Origin of the sequence: Inquilinus sp. 2KB_23 (genome assembly GCF_052115705.1) — a bacterium.
GTDB classification, from domain to species: domain Bacteria; phylum Pseudomonadota; class Alphaproteobacteria; order DSM-16000; family Inquilinaceae; genus Inquilinus; species Inquilinus ginsengisoli_A.
The window spans coordinates 226,505-248,643 of sequence record NZ_JBFRHF010000008.1 but is presented as its reverse complement, the minus strand read 5'-3'; the positions used below and the strand labels follow the sequence as shown (position 1 = coordinate 248,643).

24 protein-coding genes are annotated in these 22,139 nt (G+C 68.6%); 9 read left to right on the top strand and 15 right to left on the bottom strand.

The window, feature by feature from the left end; translation table 11 throughout:
• Positions 1–27 precede the first annotated feature (27 nt).
• Together AB4112_RS12920 and AB4112_RS12915 are read right to left on the bottom strand one after the other, a co-directional pair.
• On the bottom strand, positions 28–429 hold the full coding sequence (locus tag AB4112_RS12920; protein ID WP_309793903.1) for a VOC family protein: 402 nt from the start codon (positions 427–429) through the stop codon (positions 28–30).
• Positions 426–959: a helix-turn-helix transcriptional regulator gene (locus AB4112_RS12915; RefSeq protein WP_309793902.1), complete on the bottom strand. Its 534-nt coding sequence runs from the start codon at positions 957–959 to the stop codon at positions 426–428. The genes AB4112_RS12920 and AB4112_RS12915 overlap by 4 nt, the downstream gene beginning before the upstream one ends.
• A 217-nt stretch (positions 960–1,176) precedes the next feature.
• Here AB4112_RS12915 and AB4112_RS12910 point away from each other — a divergent pair, with 217 nt between their 5' ends.
• The gene (locus AB4112_RS12910) at positions 1,177–2,094 is read left to right on the top strand and encodes an MBL fold metallo-hydrolase (protein WP_309793901.1); all 918 of its coding nucleotides are present in this window, start codon (positions 1,177–1,179) and stop codon (positions 2,092–2,094) included.
• A gap of 130 nt (positions 2,095–2,224) precedes the next feature.
• On the opposite strand, the gene AB4112_RS12905 is transcribed toward AB4112_RS12910, so the two are convergent.
• The 3 genes from AB4112_RS12905 to AB4112_RS12895 all read right to left on the bottom strand — a co-directional run bounded on the left by AB4112_RS12905 (position 2,225) and on the right by AB4112_RS12895 (position 3,831).
• The gene (locus tag AB4112_RS12905) at positions 2,225–2,491 is read right to left on the bottom strand and encodes a hypothetical protein (RefSeq protein WP_309793900.1); all 267 of its coding nucleotides are present in this window, start codon (positions 2,489–2,491) and stop codon (positions 2,225–2,227) included.
• A gap of 23 nt (positions 2,492–2,514) precedes the next feature.
• Positions 2,515–2,655, bottom strand: coding sequence for a hypothetical protein (locus AB4112_RS12900; RefSeq protein ID WP_309793899.1), 141 nt, complete (start codon positions 2,653–2,655; stop codon positions 2,515–2,517).
• Positions 2,656–2,730: 75 nt separating this feature from the next.
• Positions 2,731–3,831: an esterase-like activity of phytase family protein gene (locus AB4112_RS12895; protein WP_441720133.1), complete on the bottom strand. Its 1,101-nt coding sequence runs from the start codon at positions 3,829–3,831 to the stop codon at positions 2,731–2,733.
• A gap of 110 nt (positions 3,832–3,941) precedes the next feature.
• On the opposite strand from AB4112_RS12895, the gene AB4112_RS12890 reads away from it, so the two are divergent.
• The gene (locus AB4112_RS12890; protein ID WP_441720130.1) at positions 3,942–4,775 is read left to right on the top strand and encodes an alpha/beta fold hydrolase; all 834 of its coding nucleotides are present in this window, start codon (positions 3,942–3,944) and stop codon (positions 4,773–4,775) included.
• A gap of 89 nt (positions 4,776–4,864) precedes the next feature.
• Positions 4,865–7,552 carry an aconitate hydratase AcnA gene (gene acnA, locus AB4112_RS12885; protein ID WP_309793896.1) on the top strand — a complete coding sequence of 896 codons (2,688 nt, stop codon included), beginning with the start codon at positions 4,865–4,867 and terminating at the stop codon, positions 7,550–7,552.
• 154 nt (positions 7,553–7,706) lie between these two features.
• Here the strand turns inward: acnA and AB4112_RS12880 are convergent, their stop codons facing one another.
• The gene (locus tag AB4112_RS12880; protein ID WP_138887178.1) at positions 7,707–7,913 is read right to left on the bottom strand and encodes a cold-shock protein; all 207 of its coding nucleotides are present in this window, start codon (positions 7,911–7,913) and stop codon (positions 7,707–7,709) included.
• 676 nt (positions 7,914–8,589) lie between these two features.
• Between AB4112_RS12880 and AB4112_RS12875 the strand changes: the two genes are divergently transcribed.
• Both AB4112_RS12875 and AB4112_RS12870 read left to right on the top strand, forming a co-directional pair.
• The gene (locus AB4112_RS12875; protein WP_441720127.1) at positions 8,590–9,678 is read left to right on the top strand and encodes a calcium-binding protein; all 1,089 of its coding nucleotides are present in this window, start codon (positions 8,590–8,592) and stop codon (positions 9,676–9,678) included.
• Positions 9,679–10,098: 420 nt separating this feature from the next.
• Entirely contained in the window at positions 10,099–11,133 is a 1,035-nt protein-coding gene (locus AB4112_RS12870; RefSeq protein ID WP_309793894.1) for a calcium-binding protein, read from the top strand.
• Positions 11,134–11,202: 69 nt separating this feature from the next.
• Here AB4112_RS12870 and AB4112_RS12865 read toward each other — a convergent pair whose 3' ends face one another.
• The 7 genes from AB4112_RS12865 to AB4112_RS12835 all read right to left on the bottom strand — a co-directional run bounded on the left by AB4112_RS12865 (position 11,203) and on the right by AB4112_RS12835 (position 16,413).
• Positions 11,203–12,444, bottom strand: a complete 1,242-nt coding sequence (locus tag AB4112_RS12865; RefSeq protein ID WP_441720124.1) for an argininosuccinate synthase — start codon at positions 12,442–12,444, stop codon at positions 11,203–11,205.
• Positions 12,445–12,574: 130 nt separating this feature from the next.
• Positions 12,575–13,450 (bottom strand): glutathione-dependent disulfide-bond oxidoreductase, encoded by an 876-nt coding sequence (yghU, locus tag AB4112_RS12860; protein ID WP_309793892.1) that lies wholly within the window; start codon positions 13,448–13,450, stop codon positions 12,575–12,577.
• A 95-nt stretch (positions 13,451–13,545) separates the two neighbouring features.
• A complete protein-coding gene (locus tag AB4112_RS12855) occupies positions 13,546–14,106 on the bottom strand; it encodes a hypothetical protein (protein ID WP_309793891.1) in 561 nt (186 codons plus the stop codon).
• Positions 14,103–14,372: a hypothetical protein gene (locus AB4112_RS12850; RefSeq protein ID WP_309793890.1), complete on the bottom strand. Its 270-nt coding sequence runs from the start codon at positions 14,370–14,372 to the stop codon at positions 14,103–14,105. Before AB4112_RS12850 ends, AB4112_RS12855 begins: the two co-directional genes overlap by 4 nt.
• Positions 14,369–14,587: a hypothetical protein gene (locus AB4112_RS12845; RefSeq protein ID WP_309793889.1), complete on the bottom strand. Its 219-nt coding sequence runs from the start codon at positions 14,585–14,587 to the stop codon at positions 14,369–14,371. The genes AB4112_RS12850 and AB4112_RS12845 overlap by 4 nt, the downstream gene beginning before the upstream one ends.
• Positions 14,588–14,608: 21 nt before the next feature.
• Entirely contained in the window at positions 14,609–15,751 is a 1,143-nt protein-coding gene (rlmN, locus tag AB4112_RS12840; RefSeq protein ID WP_309793888.1) for a 23S rRNA (adenine(2503)-C(2))-methyltransferase RlmN, read from the bottom strand.
• A 125-nt stretch (positions 15,752–15,876) separates the two neighbouring features.
• On the bottom strand, positions 15,877–16,413 hold the full coding sequence (locus AB4112_RS12835; protein ID WP_309793887.1) for an invasion associated locus B family protein: 537 nt from the start codon (positions 16,411–16,413) through the stop codon (positions 15,877–15,879).
• 156 nt (positions 16,414–16,569) lie between these two features.
• On the opposite strand from AB4112_RS12835, the gene AB4112_RS12830 reads away from it, so the two are divergent.
• Positions 16,570–17,232, top strand: a complete 663-nt coding sequence (locus AB4112_RS12830; protein ID WP_441720118.1) for a sigma-70 family RNA polymerase sigma factor — start codon at positions 16,570–16,572, stop codon at positions 17,230–17,232.
• Positions 17,225–17,902: a ChrR family anti-sigma-E factor gene (locus tag AB4112_RS12825; protein WP_441720115.1), complete on the top strand. Its 678-nt coding sequence runs from the start codon at positions 17,225–17,227 to the stop codon at positions 17,900–17,902. Before AB4112_RS12830 ends, AB4112_RS12825 begins: the two co-directional genes overlap by 8 nt.
• 23 nt (positions 17,903–17,925) lie before the next feature.
• On the opposite strand, the gene AB4112_RS12820 is transcribed toward AB4112_RS12825, so the two are convergent.
• Both AB4112_RS12820 and AB4112_RS12815 read right to left on the bottom strand, forming a co-directional pair.
• Positions 17,926–18,123, bottom strand: a complete 198-nt coding sequence (locus AB4112_RS12820) for a heavy-metal-associated domain-containing protein (RefSeq protein ID WP_441720112.1) — start codon at positions 18,121–18,123, stop codon at positions 17,926–17,928.
• Positions 18,124–18,254: 131 nt separating this feature from the next.
• A complete protein-coding gene (locus tag AB4112_RS12815) occupies positions 18,255–18,737 on the bottom strand; it encodes an MmcB family DNA repair protein (protein ID WP_441720110.1) in 483 nt (160 codons plus the stop codon).
• A 275-nt stretch (positions 18,738–19,012) separates the two neighbouring features.
• Between AB4112_RS12815 and AB4112_RS12810 the strand changes: the two genes are divergently transcribed.
• Both AB4112_RS12810 and AB4112_RS12805 read left to right on the top strand, forming a co-directional pair.
• On the top strand, positions 19,013–20,821 hold the full coding sequence (locus AB4112_RS12810) for a type I secretion system permease/ATPase (RefSeq protein WP_441720107.1): 1,809 nt from the start codon (positions 19,013–19,015) through the stop codon (positions 20,819–20,821).
• Entirely contained in the window at positions 20,739–22,136 is a 1,398-nt protein-coding gene (locus AB4112_RS12805; RefSeq protein ID WP_441720104.1) for an HlyD family type I secretion periplasmic adaptor subunit, read from the top strand. Before AB4112_RS12810 ends, AB4112_RS12805 begins: the two co-directional genes overlap by 83 nt.
• Positions 22,137–22,139 lie beyond the last annotated feature (3 nt).

Below are 22,139 nucleotides of genomic sequence, written 5' to 3'. Positions count from 1 at the left end.
GCTTCCCGGCTCAGGCGCTCATCCCACTTACCCCTCGATCATCTTCCACCCGTTCCCCGAGGGATCGCGGAAGCCGGCGTCGACGGTGCCGTAGCGGTCGATCGGCTCCTGGGTGAATTCCACGCCGCGGGAGGACATCCGGTCATGGGCGGCGCGGCAGTCGTCGACCACCAGCACCAGCGGCGGCATCGCCCCCTTCGCCACGATCTCGCGCAGGGCCTGCGCGGTCGCCGCATCGACCATCGGCGACTGCGCCGTGAACAGGCCGAGCTGGAAGGACGGCTGGTCCGGGTGCTGCACCGTGAGCCAGCGGAAGTCGCCGTTCCGCGCATCGGTGTGGACGCGAAAACCGAGTTTCTCGACATAGAATTGAAGGGCTTCGTCCTGATCGCGGACGTACAGACCGACCACCCCGACACCCTGGCTCATGGGACCTCCGTTTCCTCGTTTGCTTCGGACCCGCAGACCCTATCGCCCCCGTCCCGCCGCCGCTTCTCCGAAACTGCGATTGTGAGGCCGGGCCGGTGGGCGGCGCCGAGGACGCAGGCCGGCACCCGGTCGGGCTGGTGCGGGGCGGCCTTCTCGCGGGCCCGCAGCTGGCCCGGGCTCTCGCCGGTGACGTCGCGGAACACGCGGCCGAAGGTGCCCAGGCTGTTCCAGCCGGTCTCGAACGCGATCTGGGTGATCGGCAGGTCGGTGTCGCGCAGCAGCGCCTTGGCCCGCTCCAGCCGGCGGGTGAGGAGGTAGCGGTGCGGCGGGACGCCGAAGGCCTGCCTGAACGACCGCGCGAAATGGGCCTCGGAGACGCCGCTGACGCTGGCCAGCCGCGGGATGGGCCAATCCTCCTGCGAGGCGGCGTCCATCCGATCTTTGGCGCGCAGCAGGCGGCGCAGCAGCGCGGGATCCTGACCCGTGGTGCCGGGGGCCCTGGTCGACCCGATGGAGTCCTTGTCGGCCATGGCGCATCCCTCCCCTCCTGCGATCCTTTCAGAATTACCAGCAGGAGCAACCGTGATCGATATGAGGCTCGGGCCGGACCTTATCGGGTCCCCTATCCCGAATGACAGAACCTATCCCCTGGTATGGCCCGCCCTCTCCCTCGACCCAATCGACCGCAAACCAGCCGCGCCGTAGCGTCGCCCATGCCGTTTGCAAGGCGATCAGCAGGAGACAGACATGAGCCCGGACAGTATCTCATCCCCCGGCAGGCCGGAGCCCGAAGAACTGGTTCCGTCGCGCTATGCGCTGCGGATCGGCGACATCGACGTGCTGGTGGTCAGCGATGGCGTGCTGCCGCTGCCGACCGCGATGCTGGCCCACAACATCGACCCGGCGGTCCGGGCGGCCTGGCTGAAGGACATGTTCCTGCCGCCCGACGCGTTCGATTGGGCGCTGAACGTGGTCGTGGTGCGCAGCGGCGGCCAGACCATCCTCATCGATGCCGGGCTGGGGTCCGACCCGGACCTGCATCTGCCGCGGGCCGGGCAGCTGATCAAGCGGCTGGAGGCCGCCGGCATCGACCTCGCCGAGGTGACCGACGTCGTGCTGACCCACATGCACATGGACCACGTCGGCGGGCTGCTGGTCGACGGGGTGAAGGAGCGGCTGCGTCCGGACCTGCGGATCCACGTTTCCGCCGCCGAGGTCAAGTTCTGGGAGGCGCCCGATTTCTCCCACGTCTCGATGCCGCCGGGGTTCCCGGACGCCCTGCGGTCGGCCGCCAAGCATTTCGTGGCCGAGTACCGCGGCCAGCTGCGGACCTTCGAGGAGGAGCACGAGGTGGCGCCGGGCGTGGTCGTCCGTCGCACCGGCGGCCACACCCCCGGACACAGCGTGGTCCGCGTGGCGTCCGGCGGCGACGGGCTGACCTTCGCCGGGGATCTCGTGTTCGCGGTCGGGTTCGAGCACCCCGACTGGTACAACGGCTTCGAACACGATCCCGAGGAATCGGCCCGCGTCCGGGGCCGTCTGTTGCGGGAGTTGGCGGAGACCGGCGACCTTCTGGTGGCCACCCACCTGCCGTTCCCGTCGGTCGGCCGGGTGGCGGCAGCCGGCGACGCCTTCCGCTGGGTCCCGGTCTTCTGGGATTACTGACCGCCTGTCGGTCATGGCGCATCCCTCCCGTCCCGTGGGAGGGATGCGCCATTGGGCCTGGGGTCAAGCGGCCAGGATCAAAACCCGATGGGGCGTGGCTGAAATCGTCGCCTTTGGGCGGGAACGCGACTTACCGGTACTCGAGTCTGTGATCCGCCGTCCGCACGAGATCGGCAATGGTTTCGCGTTCGGTTGAGAGCAGCGGATCCCGCTGAGAAATGGCTGCAATCTTCAATGCGTCTCGAAGCTCACCCCAATCGTCCGCCAGGCCATTGAAGCCGACATACGACGGCAGCACGGCCGCGAGGAGGTGCAGACAACGTCGATCGCACCATCCGTCGATCAGCGCCCGAAGATCACTGAAGAACTCTTCATTCGTCGCGTCGTTCTGGCTCATGCTGCAGCACATGCGGGTGTGTTTCAGGTCTTAGCAACCGCCTGACCAGTGTACAGGCTGGTGCCGCCGAAGCGCCAATGCGCCTCGCCGGTCAGCGCGACCCCTTCCCGCTCCAGCCGCGCCCGCCACGCCGAAAGGTCGGCTACCCCGATGGCGAAGGCCATGTGCAGCCGCCCCTGCCCCTCGATTGCGGTTTCTCGACCGGCGGATGAGCCCGGCTCATGCGCGACGGGCGGAGCCTATCCGCCGGCCGCCATGTCGGCCGGCAGCACCTCGAACACCAGCGCCTTGGTCACCTGCAGCGGGTTGAAGTTGTCGTCGGACAGCACGACCAAGCTGCGATGGCCGTTGGCCAGCGGCGGGCCCCAGCCCATCGCCTCGAAATTGTCGAGGGTGACGCCGAGCGTGGCGAAGTCGAGCACCAGCGTCTTCGACATCGCCAGCCAGCTGCCGTCGAGCAGCGAGTCGAGCCCGGCGACATCGGTGGCGAGCGCGGGGTCGGCGCGGTACAGCCGGATCGAGTTGCCGCGGCCCTGGGCGTAAGCCCTCTCCAGCACCAGCAGCGTGCCGTCGCCGGCCGACAGGATCTCGGACACGCCGTTATCGGCCTGGCCGCCGGGCAGCGGCGCCACCGGGATCGGGTCGGTGACGTAGACATGCTCCGGCCCCGCCCGGCCGGTCGCGGTGTCGTAGCTGGCGATGCGCACCGGGCTGCCTTTGCCGAGCGTGGCGATCGGCCCGTCCTGGACCAGCGCGCTTTCCATCGCCACGAACAGCGTGCGCCCGTCCTGCCCCAGCGCCAGCCCCTCGAAGGCCAGGTTGTCGCGCGGGCCGCTGGCGCCGTCCACGGCGGCCCGGTAGCGCGGCGGCAGGTCGAGGCTGCGGCGCAGCCCGCCATCCGGCGCGGCGACGTTGACCGACGGGCTGATCCCGGCCTTCACCCCGCCCTCGCTGCTCCAGTACAGCGCGCCGCCCGGGTCGCGGCGGATCGATTCGGGGTCGACGCTTTTCGGCGCGAAGGGCTGGCCGGCGGCGTCGCGCAGCGTGGCCACGCCGGTCACGGCGATGCCGCGCACCACCTCGGCATCATAGTCGATCGCCAGGGTGTAGAACCGGGCCGGCGCCTTGTCGGAGCGGTCGTCGCTGAGCGCGATCCACTGCCCGGCCGCCGGGTCCCAGTCCAGCCCCGACAGGCCGCCGACGGTGGTGCCGCGGTAATCCATGCCCTGCGGCAGCGCCGCCTCGCCGATCAGCCGCAGCCGGCCGATGCCGTCGGCCCGGGCCGGCAGCGCGGCACAGGCCAGCAGGGCGACGATCGCCGCGAACCTTGTCTTCGCCATATCCGATCCCCCAACGTCCTGCGCCCTGTCGACCCGTGTGCCCTGTTGACCATGGGCGCGCGACGACGGCATGACGGGCGCGTGTTGCTTTGATGACGGAGAAGGCCGCCATGGACACCCGGGCAAACGGCCAGGCGCCCCTGCAGCGCAGCGACGGCTTCATCGGCATCGACGGGCACAGCCTGTATTGGCAGCGCCTCGATCCGCCCGGCGGGGCCGGGCGCCTCCCCCTGCTGCTTTTACACGAAGGCCTCGGCTCCGTCGCGCAGTGGACGCGCCGCGACGTCGATGTCGCGGCCCGGCTGGCCGCCGCCACCGGCCATCCGGTGCTGGCGCAGGACCGGCTGGGCTTCGGCCGGTCCGACCCGCTGCCGGGGCCGCGCGGCGAGCGCTATCTGTACGAGGAGGCCCGCGAGACCCTGCCGCGGGTGCTGGACGCCCTGGGCGTCGACCGCGCCGGGCTGGTCGGGCACAGCGACGGCGGCAGCATTGCCCTGCTGTTCGCCGCGGCGCATCCCGGCCGCGCCGCCTGGGTGGTGTCGGAGGCGGCGCATGTCATCGTCGAGGACGTCACCCTGGCCGGCATCGCCGTCGCCCATGCCGCCTTCCACGCCCCGGACTCCAGGCTGCGCGCCGTGCTGGCCCGCTATCACGGCGACAAGACCGATTTCACCTTCGCCAACTGGGCCGAGCTGTGGCCGACCCCCGGTTTCCGCAGCTTCGACATGCGCGACGCGCTGCCCTCGATCCGCTGCCCGGTGCTGGCGATCCAGGGGGCGGAGGACGAATACGGCACCGAGGCCCAGCTCGACGCCATCAAAGCCAGGGTTTCCGGCCCTTGCGAGACCTGGCTGGTGCCCGATTGCCGCCACGCCCCGCATTTCGAGGCGACCGACCGGGTGCTGCCCCGGATCGTGAATTTTGCAGTTGCGAACGGTTCTTAAGCCGTTGCATTTGAACGGCTTGCACGGACGCGCTACATGAAGGCCCGCATCATCAATCGCGATCAGCCTTCGACCGAAGGAGCCCTTCCGTGACCTTCACCGGACATGACACGCTCAAGACCCGCCGCAGCCTCACGGTCGACGGCAAGAGCTACGACTATTTCAGCCTCGAGGCGGCCAAGGCCGCGCTGGGCGACATCGCCCGCCTGCCCTTCTCGCTGAAGGTCCTGCTCGAGAACCTGCTGCGCTTCGAGGATGACCGGTCGGTCACGGTCGACGACGTCAAGGCGATGGCGCAGTGGCTGAAGGATCGCCGCTCCGACCGCGAGATCGCCTACCGCCCGGCCCGCGTGCTGATGCAGGACTTCACCGGCGTCCCCGCCGTGGTCGACCTCGCCGCGATGCGCCAGGCGATGGTGGCGCTGGGCGGCGACCCGCAGCGGATCAACCCGCTCTCGGCGGTCGACCTGGTGATCGACCACTCGGTGATGGTCGACGCCTTCGGCACCCCGAACGCCTTCCAGCACAATGTCGATTTGGAGTTCGAGCGCAACCACGAGCGCTACGCCTTCCTGCGCTGGGGCCAGACCGCCTTCGACAATTTCCGCGTCGTCCCGCCCGGCACCGGCATCTGCCACCAGGTCAACCTGGAGTACCTGGCGCAGACGGTATGGGTGGAGAAGGACCGCAACACCGGCAACCAGGTCGCCTATCCCGACACGCTGGTCGGCACCGACAGCCACACCACCATGGTGAACGGCCTGGCCGTGCTGGGCTGGGGCGTCGGCGGCATCGAGGCCGAGGCGGCGATGCTGGGCCAGCCGGTGTCGATGCTGATCCCCGAGGTCATCGGCTTCAAGATCACCGGCAAGCTGAAGGAGGGCATGACCGCCACCGACCTGGTGCTGACGGTCACCCAGATGCTGCGCAAGAAGGGCGTGGTCGGCAAGTTCGTCGAGTTCTACGGCGAGGGCCTGGACCACATGACCCTGGCCGACCGCGCCACCATCGGCAACATGGCGCCGGAATACGGCGCCACCTGCGGCTTCTTCCCGGTCGACGCCGAGACCCTGCGCTATCTCGAATTCTCCGGCCGCGACCCGCACCGCGTCCGCCTGGTCGAGGCCTATGCCAAGGCCCAGGGCATGTGGCGCGACGCCAATTCGCCGGAGCCGGTCTACACCGACAGCCTGTCGCTGGACCTCGGCGACGTCGAGCCGTCGCTGGCCGGGCCGAAGCGCCCGCAGGACCGGGTCGCTCTGTCCCAGGCGGCCGTGGCCTTCAACAAGCTGCTGGCCGATGCCGGCACCGCCGCGAACCCGACCAAGGTGCTGGGCATGGACCATGACCTGGACCAGGGCGACGTGGTGATCGCGGCGATCACCAGCTGCACCAACACCTCGAACCCGTCGGTGATGGTCGCGGCCGGCCTGGTCGCCCGCAAGGCGCGGGAGCGCGGCCTGACCCGCAAGCCCTGGGTCAAGACCTCGCTCGCCCCCGGCAGCCAGGTGGTGACGGAGTACCTGACCGCGGCCGGCCTGAATGTCGACCTCGACGCCATCGGCTTCAACACCGTCGGCTATGGCTGCACCACCTGCATCGGCAATTCCGGCCCGCTGCCGGACGAGATCGCCGCGGCGGTCGAGCAGGGCAACCTGAACGTCTCGGCCGTGCTGTCGGGCAACCGCAACTTCGAGGGCCGCATCAGCCCGCATGTGCGGTCGAACTACCTGGCCTCGCCGCCGCTGGTGGTGGCCTACGCCCTGCTCGGCTCGATCGCCAAGGACATCACCACCGAATCCCTGGGCACCGGCAGCGACGGCCAGCCGGTCTATCTCAAGGACATCTGGCCGACCAGCCGCGAGATCGCCGACACCATCGCGCAGTGCCTGACGCCGGAGATGTTCCGCAGCCGCTACGCCAACGTGTTCGAGGGCCCGCAGGAGTGGCGGAGCATCGAGACGGTGGAGAGCGAGACCTACGACTGGGATCCGGGCTCGACCTACGTGCAGTACCCGCCCTTCTTCACCGACATGAAGAAGGAGCCGGAGCCGCTGAACGACATGCGCGGCGCCCGCCTGCTGGCGGTGCTGGCCGACAGCGTCACCACCGACCACATCTCGCCGGCCGGGTCGATCAAGAAGGACAGCCCGGCGGGCGACTACCTGCTGGAGCACCAGGTCCGGCCGCTCGACTTCAACAGCTACGGCGCCCGCCGCGGCAACCATGAAGTCATGATGCGCGGCACCTTCGCCAACATCCGCATCAAGAACGAGCTGGTGCCGGGTGTCGAAGGCGGCTTCACCAAGCACCAGCCCTCGGGCGACATGCTGCCGATCTACGACGCCTCGATGCGCTACCAGGCCGAGGGCGTGCCGCTGATCGTCATCGCCGGCAAGGAATACGGCACCGGCTCCAGCCGCGACTGGGCGGCGAAGGGCACCCGCCTGCTCGGCATCAAGGCGGTGGTGGCCGAGAGCTTCGAGCGCATCCATCGCTCGAACCTGGTCGGCATGGGCGTGCTGCCGCTGCAGTTCACCGGCGGCACCACCCGGGCCGACCTCAAGCTCGACGGCACCGAGCATTTCGACATCCTCGGCATCGCCCAGGGGCTGAAGCCGCGCCAGGAGATGGTGCTGACCATCACCCGCACCGATGGCAGCCGCCAGGACGTGCCCCTGCTCAGCCGCATCGATACGCTGGATGAACTGGAATACTTCAAGAACGGCGGCATCCTGCAGTACGTGCTGCGCAGCATGGTGAAGGACGCGGCGTAAGCCCTCCGCCTCACCGCGTTACGGAGAAGCCCGGCCTGCGCCGGGCTTTTCTGTTCCTGGGCCATGCCGGCGACGGCAAGCGGCCCCGCAATAGCAAACGGGCGGCATCCACAGGGATGCCGCCCGTTTCGATACCAGCGTTCTGAGCTGTCCGTCAGGACACTTGCAGATTCGCCGCCGACTCTCGGCCATCACGGCCGCGCGCCAGTTCGAACGTGACCTGCTGGCCTTCGTTCAGCGAACGAAGCCCGGCAGCTTCCACCGCCGAGATGTGCACGAACACGTCCTTACCGCCGTTGTCCGGCTGGATGAACCCGAAGCCCTTGGTGGTGTTGAACCACTTCACGGTACCAGTCGCCATACGTCACTCCACTGGGCGGCCGCAGCCGCCGTCGTTCACGGCCGAATGAAGTCTCGGTCGCGCCGGCCAAGTGGGCCGAAGCCAGTCACATAGGAACCGCCCCGGCCGTCGCCTAGACGCCGAATGCGGATTCGACCGAAACTTGCGCGGCCCGGCGCCGCGGCGGCCATTGCCACGACCGTCCGCAATACTGGGATATGGCGGACGACACCTTCGCGTGACTTCGGCTGTGTCGCCATCGGGCCCGCGCACCGGCCTGAAGACCGGAAACTGTGCTTCGAGCCTGGATCGGCTCCGACAGGGAGCCTCCTCGCCCGTCCGGCGGCCGGCATCTCGCCGCGGTGCGGCCGAATGGCGCGCCATCGCCCCTCTCGCCTCAAAAACGGCCGGAAACCGGGGCTTCCGACACCCTCCCCTTCCCGCCGACCCCGGTGGATCCGAACCGCCCCTGCTGCCCACCCGGTTCAGCATCGATTTTCGGTTCGCACCGCCGGATCTCAGTGCCCGAGCGGTATCCGGCATTTTAGATATTCTTTCAGCAAACTGGCATGCGAGGCATCTCAACTTAAAGAAGACATAGTATTGATCGAACAACTTCTTCTAATGACTCATGTAATCATCGAGAATTCGAGTAGCATCCGCTCGCTTCGATTCCCATCATAGAGGAATATGCAAAGTGACAGATGTAATACTCGGCAGCCTTGGCAATGATGTGCTCATCGGCGACGCCGGCGCCGACATCATCCTCGATGCCCTGGGTGAGAACCGGATCAATGGCGAGGGCGGCAACGACGTCATCCTGGTCGCCTCCGGCACGGATGTGATCAAGGGCGGCGACGGCGCCGACACCATCACCATCCTGACCGGTAGCGACCTGGTCCGCGGCGGCGAAGGCAACGACATCGTCACCGCCGGGACCGGCAACGACCTGGTCCATGGCGACAATGGCGACGACAATCTCGATGGCGGCCTGGGCAAGGACCATGTCTGGGGCGATGTCGGCAACGACACCATCAACGGCAACCAGGGCGACGACGTCGTCTCCGGCGGCAAGGGCGACGACACCGTCTTCGGCGGCCAGGACAACGACCTGGTCAAGGGCGGCGACGGCAACGACCACCTCTTTGGCGATTCCGGCAACGACCTGCTCCAGGGCGGCCTCGGCAACGACACGCTCGCGGGCGACGACGGCCGCAACACGCCGCACACCGGCATCGGCGCCGGCAACGACACGCTCGAAGGCGGGTCGGGCAACGATCTGCTCATCGGCAGCGACGGCTTCACCACCATGACCGGCGGGCCGGGCGACGACACCTTCCTGTTCCGCTTCTTCGACCCGCAGTCCGGCCACGATCAGAGCTTCACCACCGTGACCGACTTCAGCGCGGCGCACGACACCTTCGCCTTCGACGCCATCGGCGTGGGCCAGGACAGCGCCGGCGCCAACTTCATCGACAACGGCGACGGCAAGTCCGGCGGCGCGGTGCAGAGCTTCTTCAGCGGCGCCGCGGCCGACGCGCATGGCGAAAGCGTCGTGGTGATCACCGACCAGGGCTTCGCCTCGGCCAATGCCGCGGCCGCCGCGGTCGGCGGAGAGAAGGCCGGCGACATCCTGGCCTATTTCGACAACCGCACCGGCAGCGCCAACCTGGCCTTCGTCACCTCCGCCGACCATGCGGAGAGCTTCGTCCACCTCACCAATGTCCACAGCGTGGACGACCTGCAGGCCCTGCACCTGTCGGCGTCCGATTTCACCTTCGTCTGATCCTCGGAGGCCGCGTCCGCACAGCGGGCGTGGCCGACCGGGCGATCGAAGGTTTCGATCCGCCGATCGCATCCAAACCCTTCCGGCGCGATCTCCGATTCTGATTTCATAACCGAATCGCAGAACCTTCCGGGGATCAGCTTCCAGATTCCGGTGTGACAAATTTGAGTCTTCGTCTCAGGAATTTTCGGAGTCCATATTTTGGGCAGATCCCGATTGCTGCAACGCAACACCAGGCCCGCTGCGGCATTCAGGATTTGAAACGATCATTCAAAAAAAGCACAGAGCATTGCGCCTGGTTTCCGCGATGAACTCTCAGCGTAGACACCAAGGAAATCTTGTGGTGATTCATGCAACGGTCACGATTCTGAGTATTATGCCTATGGGCATAAGGTTTCACGCATAAAGGAGTAGTCAGTCATGCCAAATCTCATCCTGGGCGGACTGGGCGACGACATCCTTGTCGGCGGCACCGGTGACGATCTGATCATCGATCCCTGGGGCAATGACCGGATCAACGGCGATCTCGGCAACGACACCATCTTCGCGGGCGAGGGCAACGACGTCGCCAAGGGCGGCAGCGGCAACGACACCATCGACAGCGGCTCGGGCAACGACCTGGTCCGGGGCGACGACGGCAACGACACCCTCACGGGCAATCTCGGTGACGACATCGTCCATGGCGGCACCGGGGCCGACCACATCAACGGCGACCAGGGCAACGACACTGTCTATGGCGACGACGGCGACGACTTCGTCTTCGGCGGCCAGAACATCGACCATGTCTATGGCGGTGCCGGCAACGACCACGTCTTCGGCAGCGAGGGCAACGACGCCGTCTACGGCGGCCTGGGCGACGATGTCCTCGCCGGCGACAACGGCCGCGACACGGCGCGCACCGATGTCGGTGAAGGCAACGACAAGCTCTATGGCGACGCCGGCAACGACACCCTCATCACCGGCGACGGCAAGGACTACCTCACCGGCGGTGCCGGCGACGATACCTTCCTGTTCCGCTTCCACGACCCGAAGGCCGGTTCGATCCAAGGCTTCAGCAACATCACGGATTTCGACCCGACCCATGACACCTTCGCCTTCGACGCCGCCGGCCTCGGCCGGGACGGCGCCGGCGCGAACTTCGTCAATCACGCCACCGGCGGGTCCGGCAGCGCGGTGGACACCTTCTTCAGCGGCGCGGCGGCCGGTGCGAACGGCGAGCATGCGGTGGTGATCACCGACCAGGGCTTCACCTCGGCCAGCAATGCCGCGCGCGGCATCTCGGGCGAGCATGCCGGCGACATCATCGCCTACTACGACAGCAACACCGGGACGGCCAACCTGGCCTATGTCACCGGGACCAATCAGGCGGACACCTTTGCCCACCTGACGAACGTCCACAGCGTGGCCGACCTGGCGGCCCTGCACCTGACGGCGTCGGACTTCACCTTCATCTGATCCGGCAGGCCGGTACGGGACCGCGCCCCGCTGCTCGCAGCGGGGCGCTTCCTGTTTCGGTGACCCGCGTTACTTGCCGCGGGCCATCGCGCCGAGACGCAGGCGCAGCGCGTTGAGCTTGATGAAGCCCTGGGCGTCGCGCTGGTCGTACACCGAATCCTCCTCGAAGGTGACGTAGTCGAGGCGGTACAGGCTGTTCGGGCTCTTGCGGCCGGCGGTGATGACGTTGCCCTTCCACAGCTTCAGCCGGACGGTGCCGTTGACCTGCTCCTGGGTCTTGTCGACCAGCGCCTGGATGGCCTCGCGCTCCGGCGAATACCAGAAGCCGTTGTAGATCAGCTCGGCATAGCGCGGCATCACCTCGTCCTTGAGATGGGCGGCGCCGCGGTCGAGCGTGATCGATTCGATCGCCCGGTGCGCGGCCAGCAGCACGGTGCCGCCCGGGGTCTCGTAGATGCCGCGGCTCTTCATGCCGACGAAGCGGTTCTCGACCAGGTCCAGCCGGCCGACGCCGTTCTGGCCGCCGAGCTCGTTCAGCCGGGTCAGCACCTCAGCCGGCGACAGGCGCACGCCGTCGATGCCGACCGCGTCGCCGCGCTCGAACTCGATCTCGACATAGGTCGGCGCGTCCGGCGCCTCGGCCGGGCTGACCGAGCGGGTGTACATCGCCTCGTCCGGCTCGACCCAGGGGTCCTCCAGCGCCTTGCCCTCGTAGGAGATGTGCAGCAGGTTGGCGTCGGTCGAATACGGCGCCTCGCCGTACTTGTCCTTGGCGATCGGGATCTGCCGCTCCTCGGCATAGGCCAAGAGGCGGGTGCGGCTGGTCAGGTCCCACAGCCGCCAGGGCGCGATCACCTTGATGTGCGGGTTCAGCGCATAGGCCGACAGCTCGAACCGGACCTGGTCGTTGCCCTTGCCGGTGGCGCCGTGGGCGACGGCGTCGGCGCCGACCTCGGCCGCGATCTCGACGAGGTGCTTGGAGATCAGCGGCCGGGCGATCGAGGTGCCTAGCAGGTAGACGCCCTCATAGAGCGCGTTGGCGCGGAACATCGGGAACACGAAGTCGCGCACGAACTCCTCGCGCACGTCGCGGATGAAGATGTTCTGCGGCTTGATGCCCAGCAGCTCCGCCTTCTTCCGCGCCGGCTCCAGCTCCTCGCCCTGGCCGAGATCGGCGGTGAAGGTCACGACCTCGCAGCCATAGGTCTCCTGCAGCCATTTCAGGATGACCGAGGTGTCGAGCCCGCCCGAATAGGCCAGGACCACCTTCTTGACCTGCTGCTGTCCCGCTTGCTCGCCAACCGCCGCCATGCCCGCCTCCAAAGGAAAAACCGCCGGACATTAGGAGGAACGGCGCGGCCGGGCAACACGCGAGCCATGCGGCCTATTCAGGGCGCGGGAGCGTCCGGGCGGACGCCAGCGGCGCCCGCCCTGCCCTGGCCTAGCCGGCGGCCGTCAGCTTGTCCTGGGTCTTCGTGTCAAAGTCGCTGGCGTCGTGGCGCTCGTGCAGCTGCTCGGAGGGCTCGCCGAACAGGCGGTTGACGATGCGGCCGCGCTTCACCGCCGGCCGGGCGTCGATCGCCTTGGCCCAGCGCTGCACGTGCTTGTAGGTCTGCACGTCGAGGAACTCGGCCGCGTTGTAGGCCCGGCCCAGGGCCAGGCCGCCGAACCAGGGCCAGTTCGCCATGTCCGCGATGGTGTACTGGTCGCCCGCCACGTACTCGGTCTCGGCCAGGCGCCGGTCGAGCACGTCGAGCAGGCGCTTGGCCTCCATGGCGTAGCGGTTGATCGCGTATTCGATCTTGGTCGGGGCGTAGGCGTAGAAATGGCCGAAGCCGCCGCCGAGGAAGGGCGCGCTGCCCATCTGCCAGAACAGCCAGGACATGCACTCGGCGCGCGCCGCGGCATCGGTCGGCAGAAAGGCGCCGAACTTCTCGGCGAGATGGACCAGGATCGCGCCGGATTCGAAGATCCGGATCGGGGTCGGGCCGCTGCGGTCCCACAGCGCGGGGATCTTGGAGTTCGGGTTCACCGCGACGAAGCCGCTGCCGAACTGGTCGCCCTCGCCGATCCGGATCGGCCAGGCGTCGTATTCGGCGCCGCTGTGGCCGGCCGCCAGCAGCTCCTCGAACATGATCGAGACCTTCTGGCCGTTCGGCGTCGCCAGCGAGTAGAGCTGGAAGGGATGGCGGCCGACCGGCAGCTCCTTCTCCTGCGTCGCCCCGGCGATCGGGCGGTTGATGTTCGCGAACTGGCCACCGCTCGCCTTGTCCCAGGTCCAGACCTTGGGCGGCGTGTATTCGGACGGATTGCTCATTCTCGATGCTCCCGATGGGGCGGACGGTGAATTGCGGCGCGCACGACCCTAGAACGGCATCGCCTCGGAATGAAGTGTTTCCGTTGCCATCGCGTTCACGTTCTGGGTTTGCCCTGTTCGCAGGGCGACGGCGGCGCCCGGTCGGCCGCGGTGTAGCGCAGCAGCAGGCGCTGCAGCCGGCCGCTGCCATCGGCGGTGAAGTCGACCGCGGTCAGGGCCACCTGGGTGGACGGGAAATGCCACAGCCGCGTCACCAGCCCAGTTTCGAGCGTGCAGTTCTCCGCCGCCGGGCCCAGCCGGGCGGCGAGGTCGTTGACGAAGGCCTGCAGCTCCGCCGGGCCGGGAATCGGCGGCCGGCGCTCGAACAGGATCTGGACCAGGCGGCCATCCCGGCGCGCCAGCTCGGGCACCACATCGAAGGGGATGCCGCCGATCACCACGTCCCGCTGCATCCGCTCGGCGTAGAGCGGGCCGAAATCCCAGGCGGGGGACAGCGTGATCGCCTGCGGCAGGGCGGCGTCGACCTCGGCCGCGGTCATGCCCCAGGTCAGGCCGTCCCAGCCGCGGATGTCGTCCGCCGCCATGGCGCCCTGGGCGAGGAGCAGGCCGGCCGCCAGGGCCGGCAGCAAGGCCCGGCCGAGGCGGCGGCGGATCATCCGCGATGGACGATGTGCGGCCGGGGGCCGTCGATCCGCGGCCAGCGGATGAAGGCGACCACCCACAGCACGATGACGTCGAGATAGGGCACCAGCAGCAGGATCGACCACAGCGGCGTCACCCGCGCCTTGACCAGCGAATAGGCCGCGAAGCTCATCAGCAGCACGATGTAGATGCCGATGATCAGGTTGGTGCCCCAATGCGGCAGCGTCGCCATCCAGCCGGGGCCGTAGATCTGCGACAGGGTCTCGAGCAAATCGCTCATCGCTTGGCCTCCCCCAGCGCCGCGATCGCGGGCCAGCGCCGGAACAGCAGCAGGGCGAAGACCAGCAGGACGCCGACATGCGGCACCAGCGCCAGCACCGCCCAGCCGCGGGCGAAGCCGGCGCGGCCGAGCATGCGGGCCAGGGCCGGCATGGCGAGCAGCGCGAACAGCAGGGCCCAGGCCGCCGGGGTCTGGAAGAATTCGGCGAAGGTCATTCGGGGCGGGTCTTCAGCGGATCAGTGGGCCGGCGCCGCCGCGGCGCGGGCCGAGGCCCGCTGGCGCACGCTGTCGGACTTCAGCTGGCCGCAGGCGGCGAGGATGTCGCTGCCGCGCGGCGTCCGGATCGGGCTGGCGTAGCCGGCCTCCATCAGGATGTCGGCGAAGCGGTCGATCGCCTCCTTGGTCGAGCATTCGAACGGCGCGCCCGGCCACGGGTTGAACGGGATCAGGTTCATCTTGGCCGGGATGCCCTTGAGGATGCGCACCAGCTGGCGGGCATCGGCCGGGGTGTCGTTGACGTCCTTCAGCATCACGTATTCGAAGGTGATGCGGCGGGCGTTGTTGAGGCCGGGATAGGCGCGGCAGGCGTCCAGCAGCTCCTTGACCGGGTACTTCTTGTTGATCGGCACGATCTGGTCGCGCAGCTCATCGGTCACCGCATGCAGCGACACCGCCAGGTTCACCCCCAGCTCCTCGCCGCAGCGCTTCATCAGCGGCACCACGCCGGCGGTCGACAGGGTGATGCGGCGGCGCGACAGCGAGATCCCTTCCGGGTCCATCACCAGCTTCAGCGCGCGCTTCACATTCTCGAAGTTGTACAGCGGCTCGCCCATGCCCATCATGACGATGTTGGTGAGCTGGCGGTCCTCGCCCTCGCGGCCCCAATCCTCCAGCACGTCGCGGGCCAGCATGACCTGGCCGACGATTTCCGACGCCTCGAGGTTGCGCACCAGGCGCTGGGTGCCGGTGTGGCAGAACTTGCAGGTCAGGGTGCAGCCGACCTGGGACGAGACGCACAGCGTGCCGCGGTCCTCCTCCGGGATGTGGACCGACTCGATCTCCTGCCCGTCATCCATACGGGCGAGCCATTTCCGGGTGCCGTCGAAGGAGTTCTGCTGGCGCACCACCGCCGGCCGGTCGAGCACGAAGCCGTCCGACAGCTTGGCCCGCAGCCCCTTGGCCAGCTCGCTCATCGCCTGGAAGTCGGTGGCGCCGTGCTTGTAGATCCAGCTGAACAGCTGGCGCGCGCGGAACGCGGGTTCGCCCAGCCCGGCCAGCGTCTCGGTCAGTTCGGCGCGGTCGAGCCCGACCAGATTCACCCGGCCATCCGCACGGGGCGGCGGCGGGGCGAACAGCGAGGCGTGTGTTTCGATACCCATCGGAAGCTCCGAAGGACCCTCAAATTGGCGAAGGGCCCTAAATGGCGACGGCCCCTGCCATCCGGAAGGGGCCGCGGACCATTATAGTCAAGATGCGGCCGGGGCCGCAGGTGAAACTGAAGCGGTCAGACGCCGCAGGCTTTGTTGATCTCGCCCAGCGCCGCCGAGATGCCGGCCAGCGAGAAGGTGTAGTTGGTGCCGGTGCCGCGGCTGGAGGCCGCCTTGACCGTCATGCTGGAGCCGCCCTTCATCGCGTTGACCAGCGCCTCGTCCGCCGCGGCGTCGCGCGACCAGGCGGTGTTGCCGTCGGTGAACAGCTGGAAGTTCTTGCCGCCGATCGTCGCGGTGACATCGCTGTTCGGCTTCAGGGTGTAGCCGACCTGGAGGCTGACCACGTTCTTCTGCTTCTCGGCCGGCCGGTTGGTCACCAGCACGAACACGTCGCCATGGCGGACATTGGCGGGTTCGGCCTTGGTCGGCTTGGTGGCGATGTAGCACGCCTTGCTGCCGTTCTCGGTGAACTGGAAGGCATGCCAGTCGCGGCTGCTCGAAATGTACTGGACGTCCTGCGCCGAGGCGGAACCCGGCACAGCGACCCCGCCGGCCGCGGCGGCAAGGGCGATCACGGCCCCGAGGAAAAGGTTGCGACGAGTTCTGACCATAGCGCCACTCTACTTCGGGGTTGCAAGGCTGGACGACGCGCCCGAGGCTGATCCCACGACATACATGGATTTGCACGTCGCGGGAACCACCCGACTCATCCGGGGATAGCATCTCGTCGTATACCGGCCTAGACGGAACAATCAGGAACCCAGCCGGTGCGGCCAGCCATCCAACCAGACTTCGGCCCGGCCCTGCTGCTGTCGGCCCTTGTGGTCGCCCGCCATGTCGCCTTGAATGGCGCCATGCGGATCGATCCGACCACCCCTGCCCCCCTGTCGCCCGAAGCGCTGATCCTCGCGGTCGGCCGGCACCGCGACCGCGTCGCGTTCCGGTCGCTGTTCGAGCTGTTCGCGCCGCGGGTCAAGGCCTACATCGCCCGGCTCGGCTGCGACGCGGCCACGGCGGAGGAGCTGATGCAGGAGGCGATGGTCACGGTGTGGCGCCGCGCCGAGACCTACGACCCGGCCCAGGCCGGCGCGGCCACCTGGGTCTTCACCATCGCCCGCAACAAGCGCATCGACCTGGCGCGGCGCGAGAAGCGGCCGCAGCTGGATCCCGACGACCCGATGCTGGTGCCGTCGGCGGAGCCGCCCGCCGACCAGCGCATCGCGGCGTCCCAGACCGAGGCCCGGCTGCGCACCGCGATCGCGGCGCTGCCCGAGAACCAGCGCGACCTGCTGGCCCTCGCCTTCTATGAGGACAAGCCGCACAGCGAGATCGCCGCCGTCCGCAACCTGCCGCTGGGCACCGTCAAATCGCGCATCCGGCTGGCCTTGGAACGGCTGCGCCTCAGCCTGACGGAGGCCGGCAATGACTGAGACGATCGCGATGCCCGCCCCGGCCCCGCCGCGCCACCATCCTGCGGAGGACCTGCTGCTGGACTATGCCAGCGGCGCGATGGGCGAGGCCGACGCGCTGGCCGTCGCGACCCATCTCGCCTATTGCCCGGCCTGCAGGGCCGCGGCCGCGCGGCTGGATGCCATGGGCGGCGCCCTGCTGGACACCCTGCCCGGCGCCGCCGTCGGCGACGATTCCTTCGCCGCGGTGTTGGCCCGGCTCGACGCGCCGACGGCGGCACCGCCCGCGGCCTCGGCCGGGGCGCCGCCGGACATCCCGCAGCCTCTGCGCGACTACATCGGCCCGCGCTTCGACGGCGTTACCTGGCGGCGGCTGCTGCCGGGCGTGTCCGAAGCGGTGTTCACGGTGGGCCGCCAGGACCGCCGGGTCAGCCTGCTGCGGGTCCGTGCCGGGGTCGGCGTGCCGCAGCACACCCATGAGGGCACCGAGCTCACCCTGGTGCTGCAGGGCGCCTTCGACGACGGCCAGGGCCTGTACCGGGTCGGCGACCTGCAGGTCACAGACGGGACGATCGACCATCGGCCGACCGCCCTGCCCGGCCCGGACTGCATCTGCCTTGCCGTGGTCGACCAGCGGCTGCGGCTGACCGGGCCGATCGGCCGCTGGCTGAACCGCTTCGTGACCTTCTGAACCCGGGCTGAGCCGGGCCTGCCTCAGCCCAGGGCGCGGGCGGTGAAGCCGGCGCGGGCGATGGCCGCCGCCACCGCCGCCGCATCCGGCGCCGGCGACACCGCGACCCGGCCACCGGCCAGGTCGACCTCGACCGCGGCCTCGGGCGCGACCTTGCGCACCGCCCGCCTCACCGCATCGGCGCAGCCGCCGCAGGTCATGCCTTCGACTTTGAATTCCATTCCATCCTCCTGAGCTCGTCCCGCCAGAGATGGGGCTTCCCGTACCTGGAAGGTCAAGGCTTCGGCTCACATCTGGCGGGCTGCGGCGAATTCGCGCGCGACCGGCGTCGGAGGGCGCCGCGAGGGCCGCGTTAGATCGCCGCGGCGGAGCGCCAGCCGGAGGCCACGCCCTCGTCCTCCAGCAGGTGCAGGCGCTGCGCCGCCACCCGGCCGAACTCCAGCACCAGCGCCTTGCGCCGCGGCGGCGCCAGGCGGTGCTCCGGCGGTGGGCGCAGCAGCACGGCGTCGAAGCCGTCGGCCACGATCAGGCCACATTCCGGCGCGATCAGCTCCTGCGGGAAATCCTCCGGCACGGCGAAGCAGAAACGGTCGCAATAGGCGGCGTAGCCCGGCCATTTCCGGTCGCCGCGGAAATCCGCGATCGAGACCTTGACCTCGACCAGCGTGATCCAGCCGGCGGTGTCCACCGCCAGGACATCGGCGCGGCGCCCGTCCGGCAGCCCGAACTCGGGCAGGCTGACCTGCCCGGCCGCAGCGAACCAGCGTCGGACGCCGCGTGTGACCTGGGCGGTCTGCAGCCTGGCAAGGCTGTCCATGTTGCTTCTTTGTTCCATGACAGGCCATCCTAGCGCCGGTCGCGCCGGGCCGCCAGAGCAAAGGATCGGTCGCGAAATGGTCAGAATTTTGCCATTCGCTTTACAGAATCTGTCGAGACACTGGGTATTCCCTGTGGCACTGTTTCAAGACCACGATTGATTTATTCAAATACGAGTTCACAGGGCGTTTCAGCTCGCTTTCCGGTAGCGGGACGATCTGCTTCTCGACAAGAATATAGCGGTCGGCTTCGGGCGGTGTGGCCAGAGGGTGCCGATCAGGGGAATAGAAGATTATGGCGAAGACCGAGTCGACACCGCCGAGCGCCGCCCGACGGGCCCTGAATGCGGTCAGGCCCTGGTTCCTGGTCGCGGGCGGATTCAGCCTGGTGACGAACCTGCTGGTCATGGTGTCGCCGCTGTACTCCTACCAGCTGTTCGACCGCGTGCTGGGCTCCGCCCATATCGAGACGCTGGTCTTCCTCACCCTCATCGCCGCCTTCGCCTTCCTGATCCTGGGCTGGCTCGACGGGCTGCGCTCCAGCCTGCTGGCCCGCATCGGCACCCGGTTCGAGCGCCAGCTGGCCGGCACCCTGGTCGAGACCGGGGTCAACGGCGCGGTGCTGGGCGCACCGGTGGGCGGCCAGGCGCTGCGCGACCTCTCGCAGATCCGCAGCTTCATCGGCGGCCCGGCGATCGGGCCGCTGTTCGACGCACCCTGGGCGCCGATCTTCATCATCGTCATGTTCATGCTGCACTGGGCCCTGGGCGTCACCGCGCTGCTGAGCGCGATCATCCTGTTCGGCCTGGCGCTGACCAACGAGAAGATGCTGCGCAAGCCGACGACCGAGGCCAACAAGCTGCAGGTCACCGCGCAGCGCCAGGCCGAAGGCGCCATCCGCAGCGCCGAGACGGTGCGCGCCATGGGCATGCTGCCGCAGCTGCTGGTGCGCTGGCGCCGGGACCAGGAGGCGGCGCTGCAGGGGCAGGAGCGCGGCTCCGACCTGTCCGCCATCATCAGCGGCTCCTCGAAATTCGTCCGCATGTTCGTGCAGACCCTGGTGATGGCCGTCGGCGCCTATCTGCTGCTGCATGGCGAGCTGACCTCGGGCGGCATGATCGCCGGCTCGATGCTGCTGTCGCGGGCCCTGGCCCCGGTGGAGCAGGCGATCAGCTCCTGGCGCCAGTTCATCAGCGCCCGCCAGTCCTACCAGTCGATCGAGAAGATCCTGGTCGCCCTGCCGAAGCGCCAGGACGGCCTGGCCCTGCCGCCCCCGAGCGGCACGGTGCAGATCGACAAGCTGGTGTTCCTGACACCGCAGGGCAAGACGCCGATCATCAAGCGCGTCAGCTTCGAGATCGCGGCCGGCGAGGTGCTGGGCATGGTCGGGCCGTCCGCCTCGGGCAAGAGCACGCTGTGCCGTCTGCTGGTCGGCATCTACCCGCCGAGCGACGGCGCGGTCCGGTTCGACGGCGCCGACCTGGCGCAGTGGACGCCGGAGGCGCTGGGCCCGTATATCGGCTACCTCCCGCAGGTGGTCGACCTGTTCCCCGGCACCGTGGCCGAGAACATCGCCCGCATGACCAGCAACCCCGATTCGGAACAGGTGGTCGCCGCGGCCCAGCTGGCCGGCGTGCATGACATGATCGTGCGGCTGCCCCAGGGCTACGACACGCCGATCGGCGACGGCGGCGTGCCGCTGTCGGGCGGCCAGCGCCAGCGCGTCGGCCTGGCCCGCGCCGTGTTCGGCGGCCCCCGGCTGGTGGTGCTGGACGAACCCAACTCCAATCTCGATGCGGATGGCGAAGCCGCCCTGATGACCACGATCGCGGCGCTGAAGGCGCTGGGCACGACCGTGGTCATCGTCGCCCACCGTCCGCAGATCCTCGCCGACGCCGATCGCCTGCTGGTGATGCGCGAAGGCGAAATCGCATTGCTCGGCCCGCGGGCCGAAGTTCTGGCCCGTATCGCCGGGCCGCGTGCCGCCGACACCTCGCCGGCGCCAAAAGGAAGCTCGGAAAATGTCGCTTATTCCTCAGGAGCCTGGACAGCCACAACCACCGGCCGTCCGCAGCAGCCCCCGCCTGCCCGCTCTGCCGGATGAAACCGCGACGGCGCTGAAGCGGAACGCGCGCGGCCTGAACCGGCTGAGCCTGATCGGCGGTGCTGTGGTCGGTGTGTTCGTGTTCGGATTCGGCGCCTGGGCGGCGGTGTCGCCCCTGGCCAGTGCCGCGGTCGCCAATGGGCAGGTCAGCCCCGAGGGCAACAAGCGCACGGTGCAGCATCTCGAAGGCGGCATCATCCGCGAGCTGAACGTGCATGACGGCGACGTGGTCAAGGCCGGCGACACCCTGCTGGTGCTGGATTCGACGCGCGACCTCGCGACCTTCGATTCGGTGCGGATGCAGCGTCTCGCCGACGTGGCGACGCTGGCCCGGCTCGATGCCGAGCAGAACGGCGCGGCCACCATCGCCATGCCGCAGGAGATCCAGGACCAGGCCGCGAACAATCCGGTGGCCGCGGCCCTGATCAAGGCGCAGGAGGAGCAGTTCACCTCCCGCCGCGAATCGATCACGGGCCAGAAGTCGATCCTGGAGCAGCGCGTCAACCAGAGCCGCGAGGACATCAACGGCCTGAAGGCCCAGATCACCGCCGGCGACACCCAGCTGGAACTGATCCAGGAGGAGGTCGACAGCGTCGCGCCGCTGGTCGCGAAGGGGCTGGAGACCAAGCCGCATCTGCTGCAGCTGCAGCGCACCCAGGCCCAGATCGAGGGCCAGAAGGCCTCGGACATCTCGGCCATCGCCAAGGCCGAGCAGACCATCGGCGAAAGCCAGATGCGGATCCTGGCGCTGGACAGCGACTTCCGCGACAAGATCGCCGATGAGCGCGCGACCACCCAGAAGGAGCTGGCCGGGCTGGAAGAGAAGATGCGCGCCGCCGGCGACGTGGTCGGCCGCACCCGCATCCTGGCGCCGCTCGACGGCACCGTCGTGGGCATGAAGTTCCACACCCTCGGCGGCGTGATCGCGCCCGGCGCGCCGATCCTAGAGATCGTGCCGAACAACGAGAAGCTGGTGATCGACGTCCAGGTCCAGCCCAACGACATCGATGTGGTGCGGGTGGGACAGTCGGCCCTGGTCCATTTCACCGCCTATCACCAGCGCAACATGCCGCGGATCGACGGCAAGGTGATCTATGTCGCCGCCGACAGCACCCAGGACGAGGCGACCAAGCGCTCGTACTTCCTGGCCAAGATCGTGGTCGATCCGGACCTGCTGAAGCAGGTGGCGCCGCAGGTCAACCTGTCGGCGGGCATGCCGGCCGACGTCTCGATCATGACCGGCACGCGCACCGCCCTGCAGTATGCGGTCGACCCCCTGATGAACGCCTTCCACCGCAGCTTCATCGAGGATTGAGGA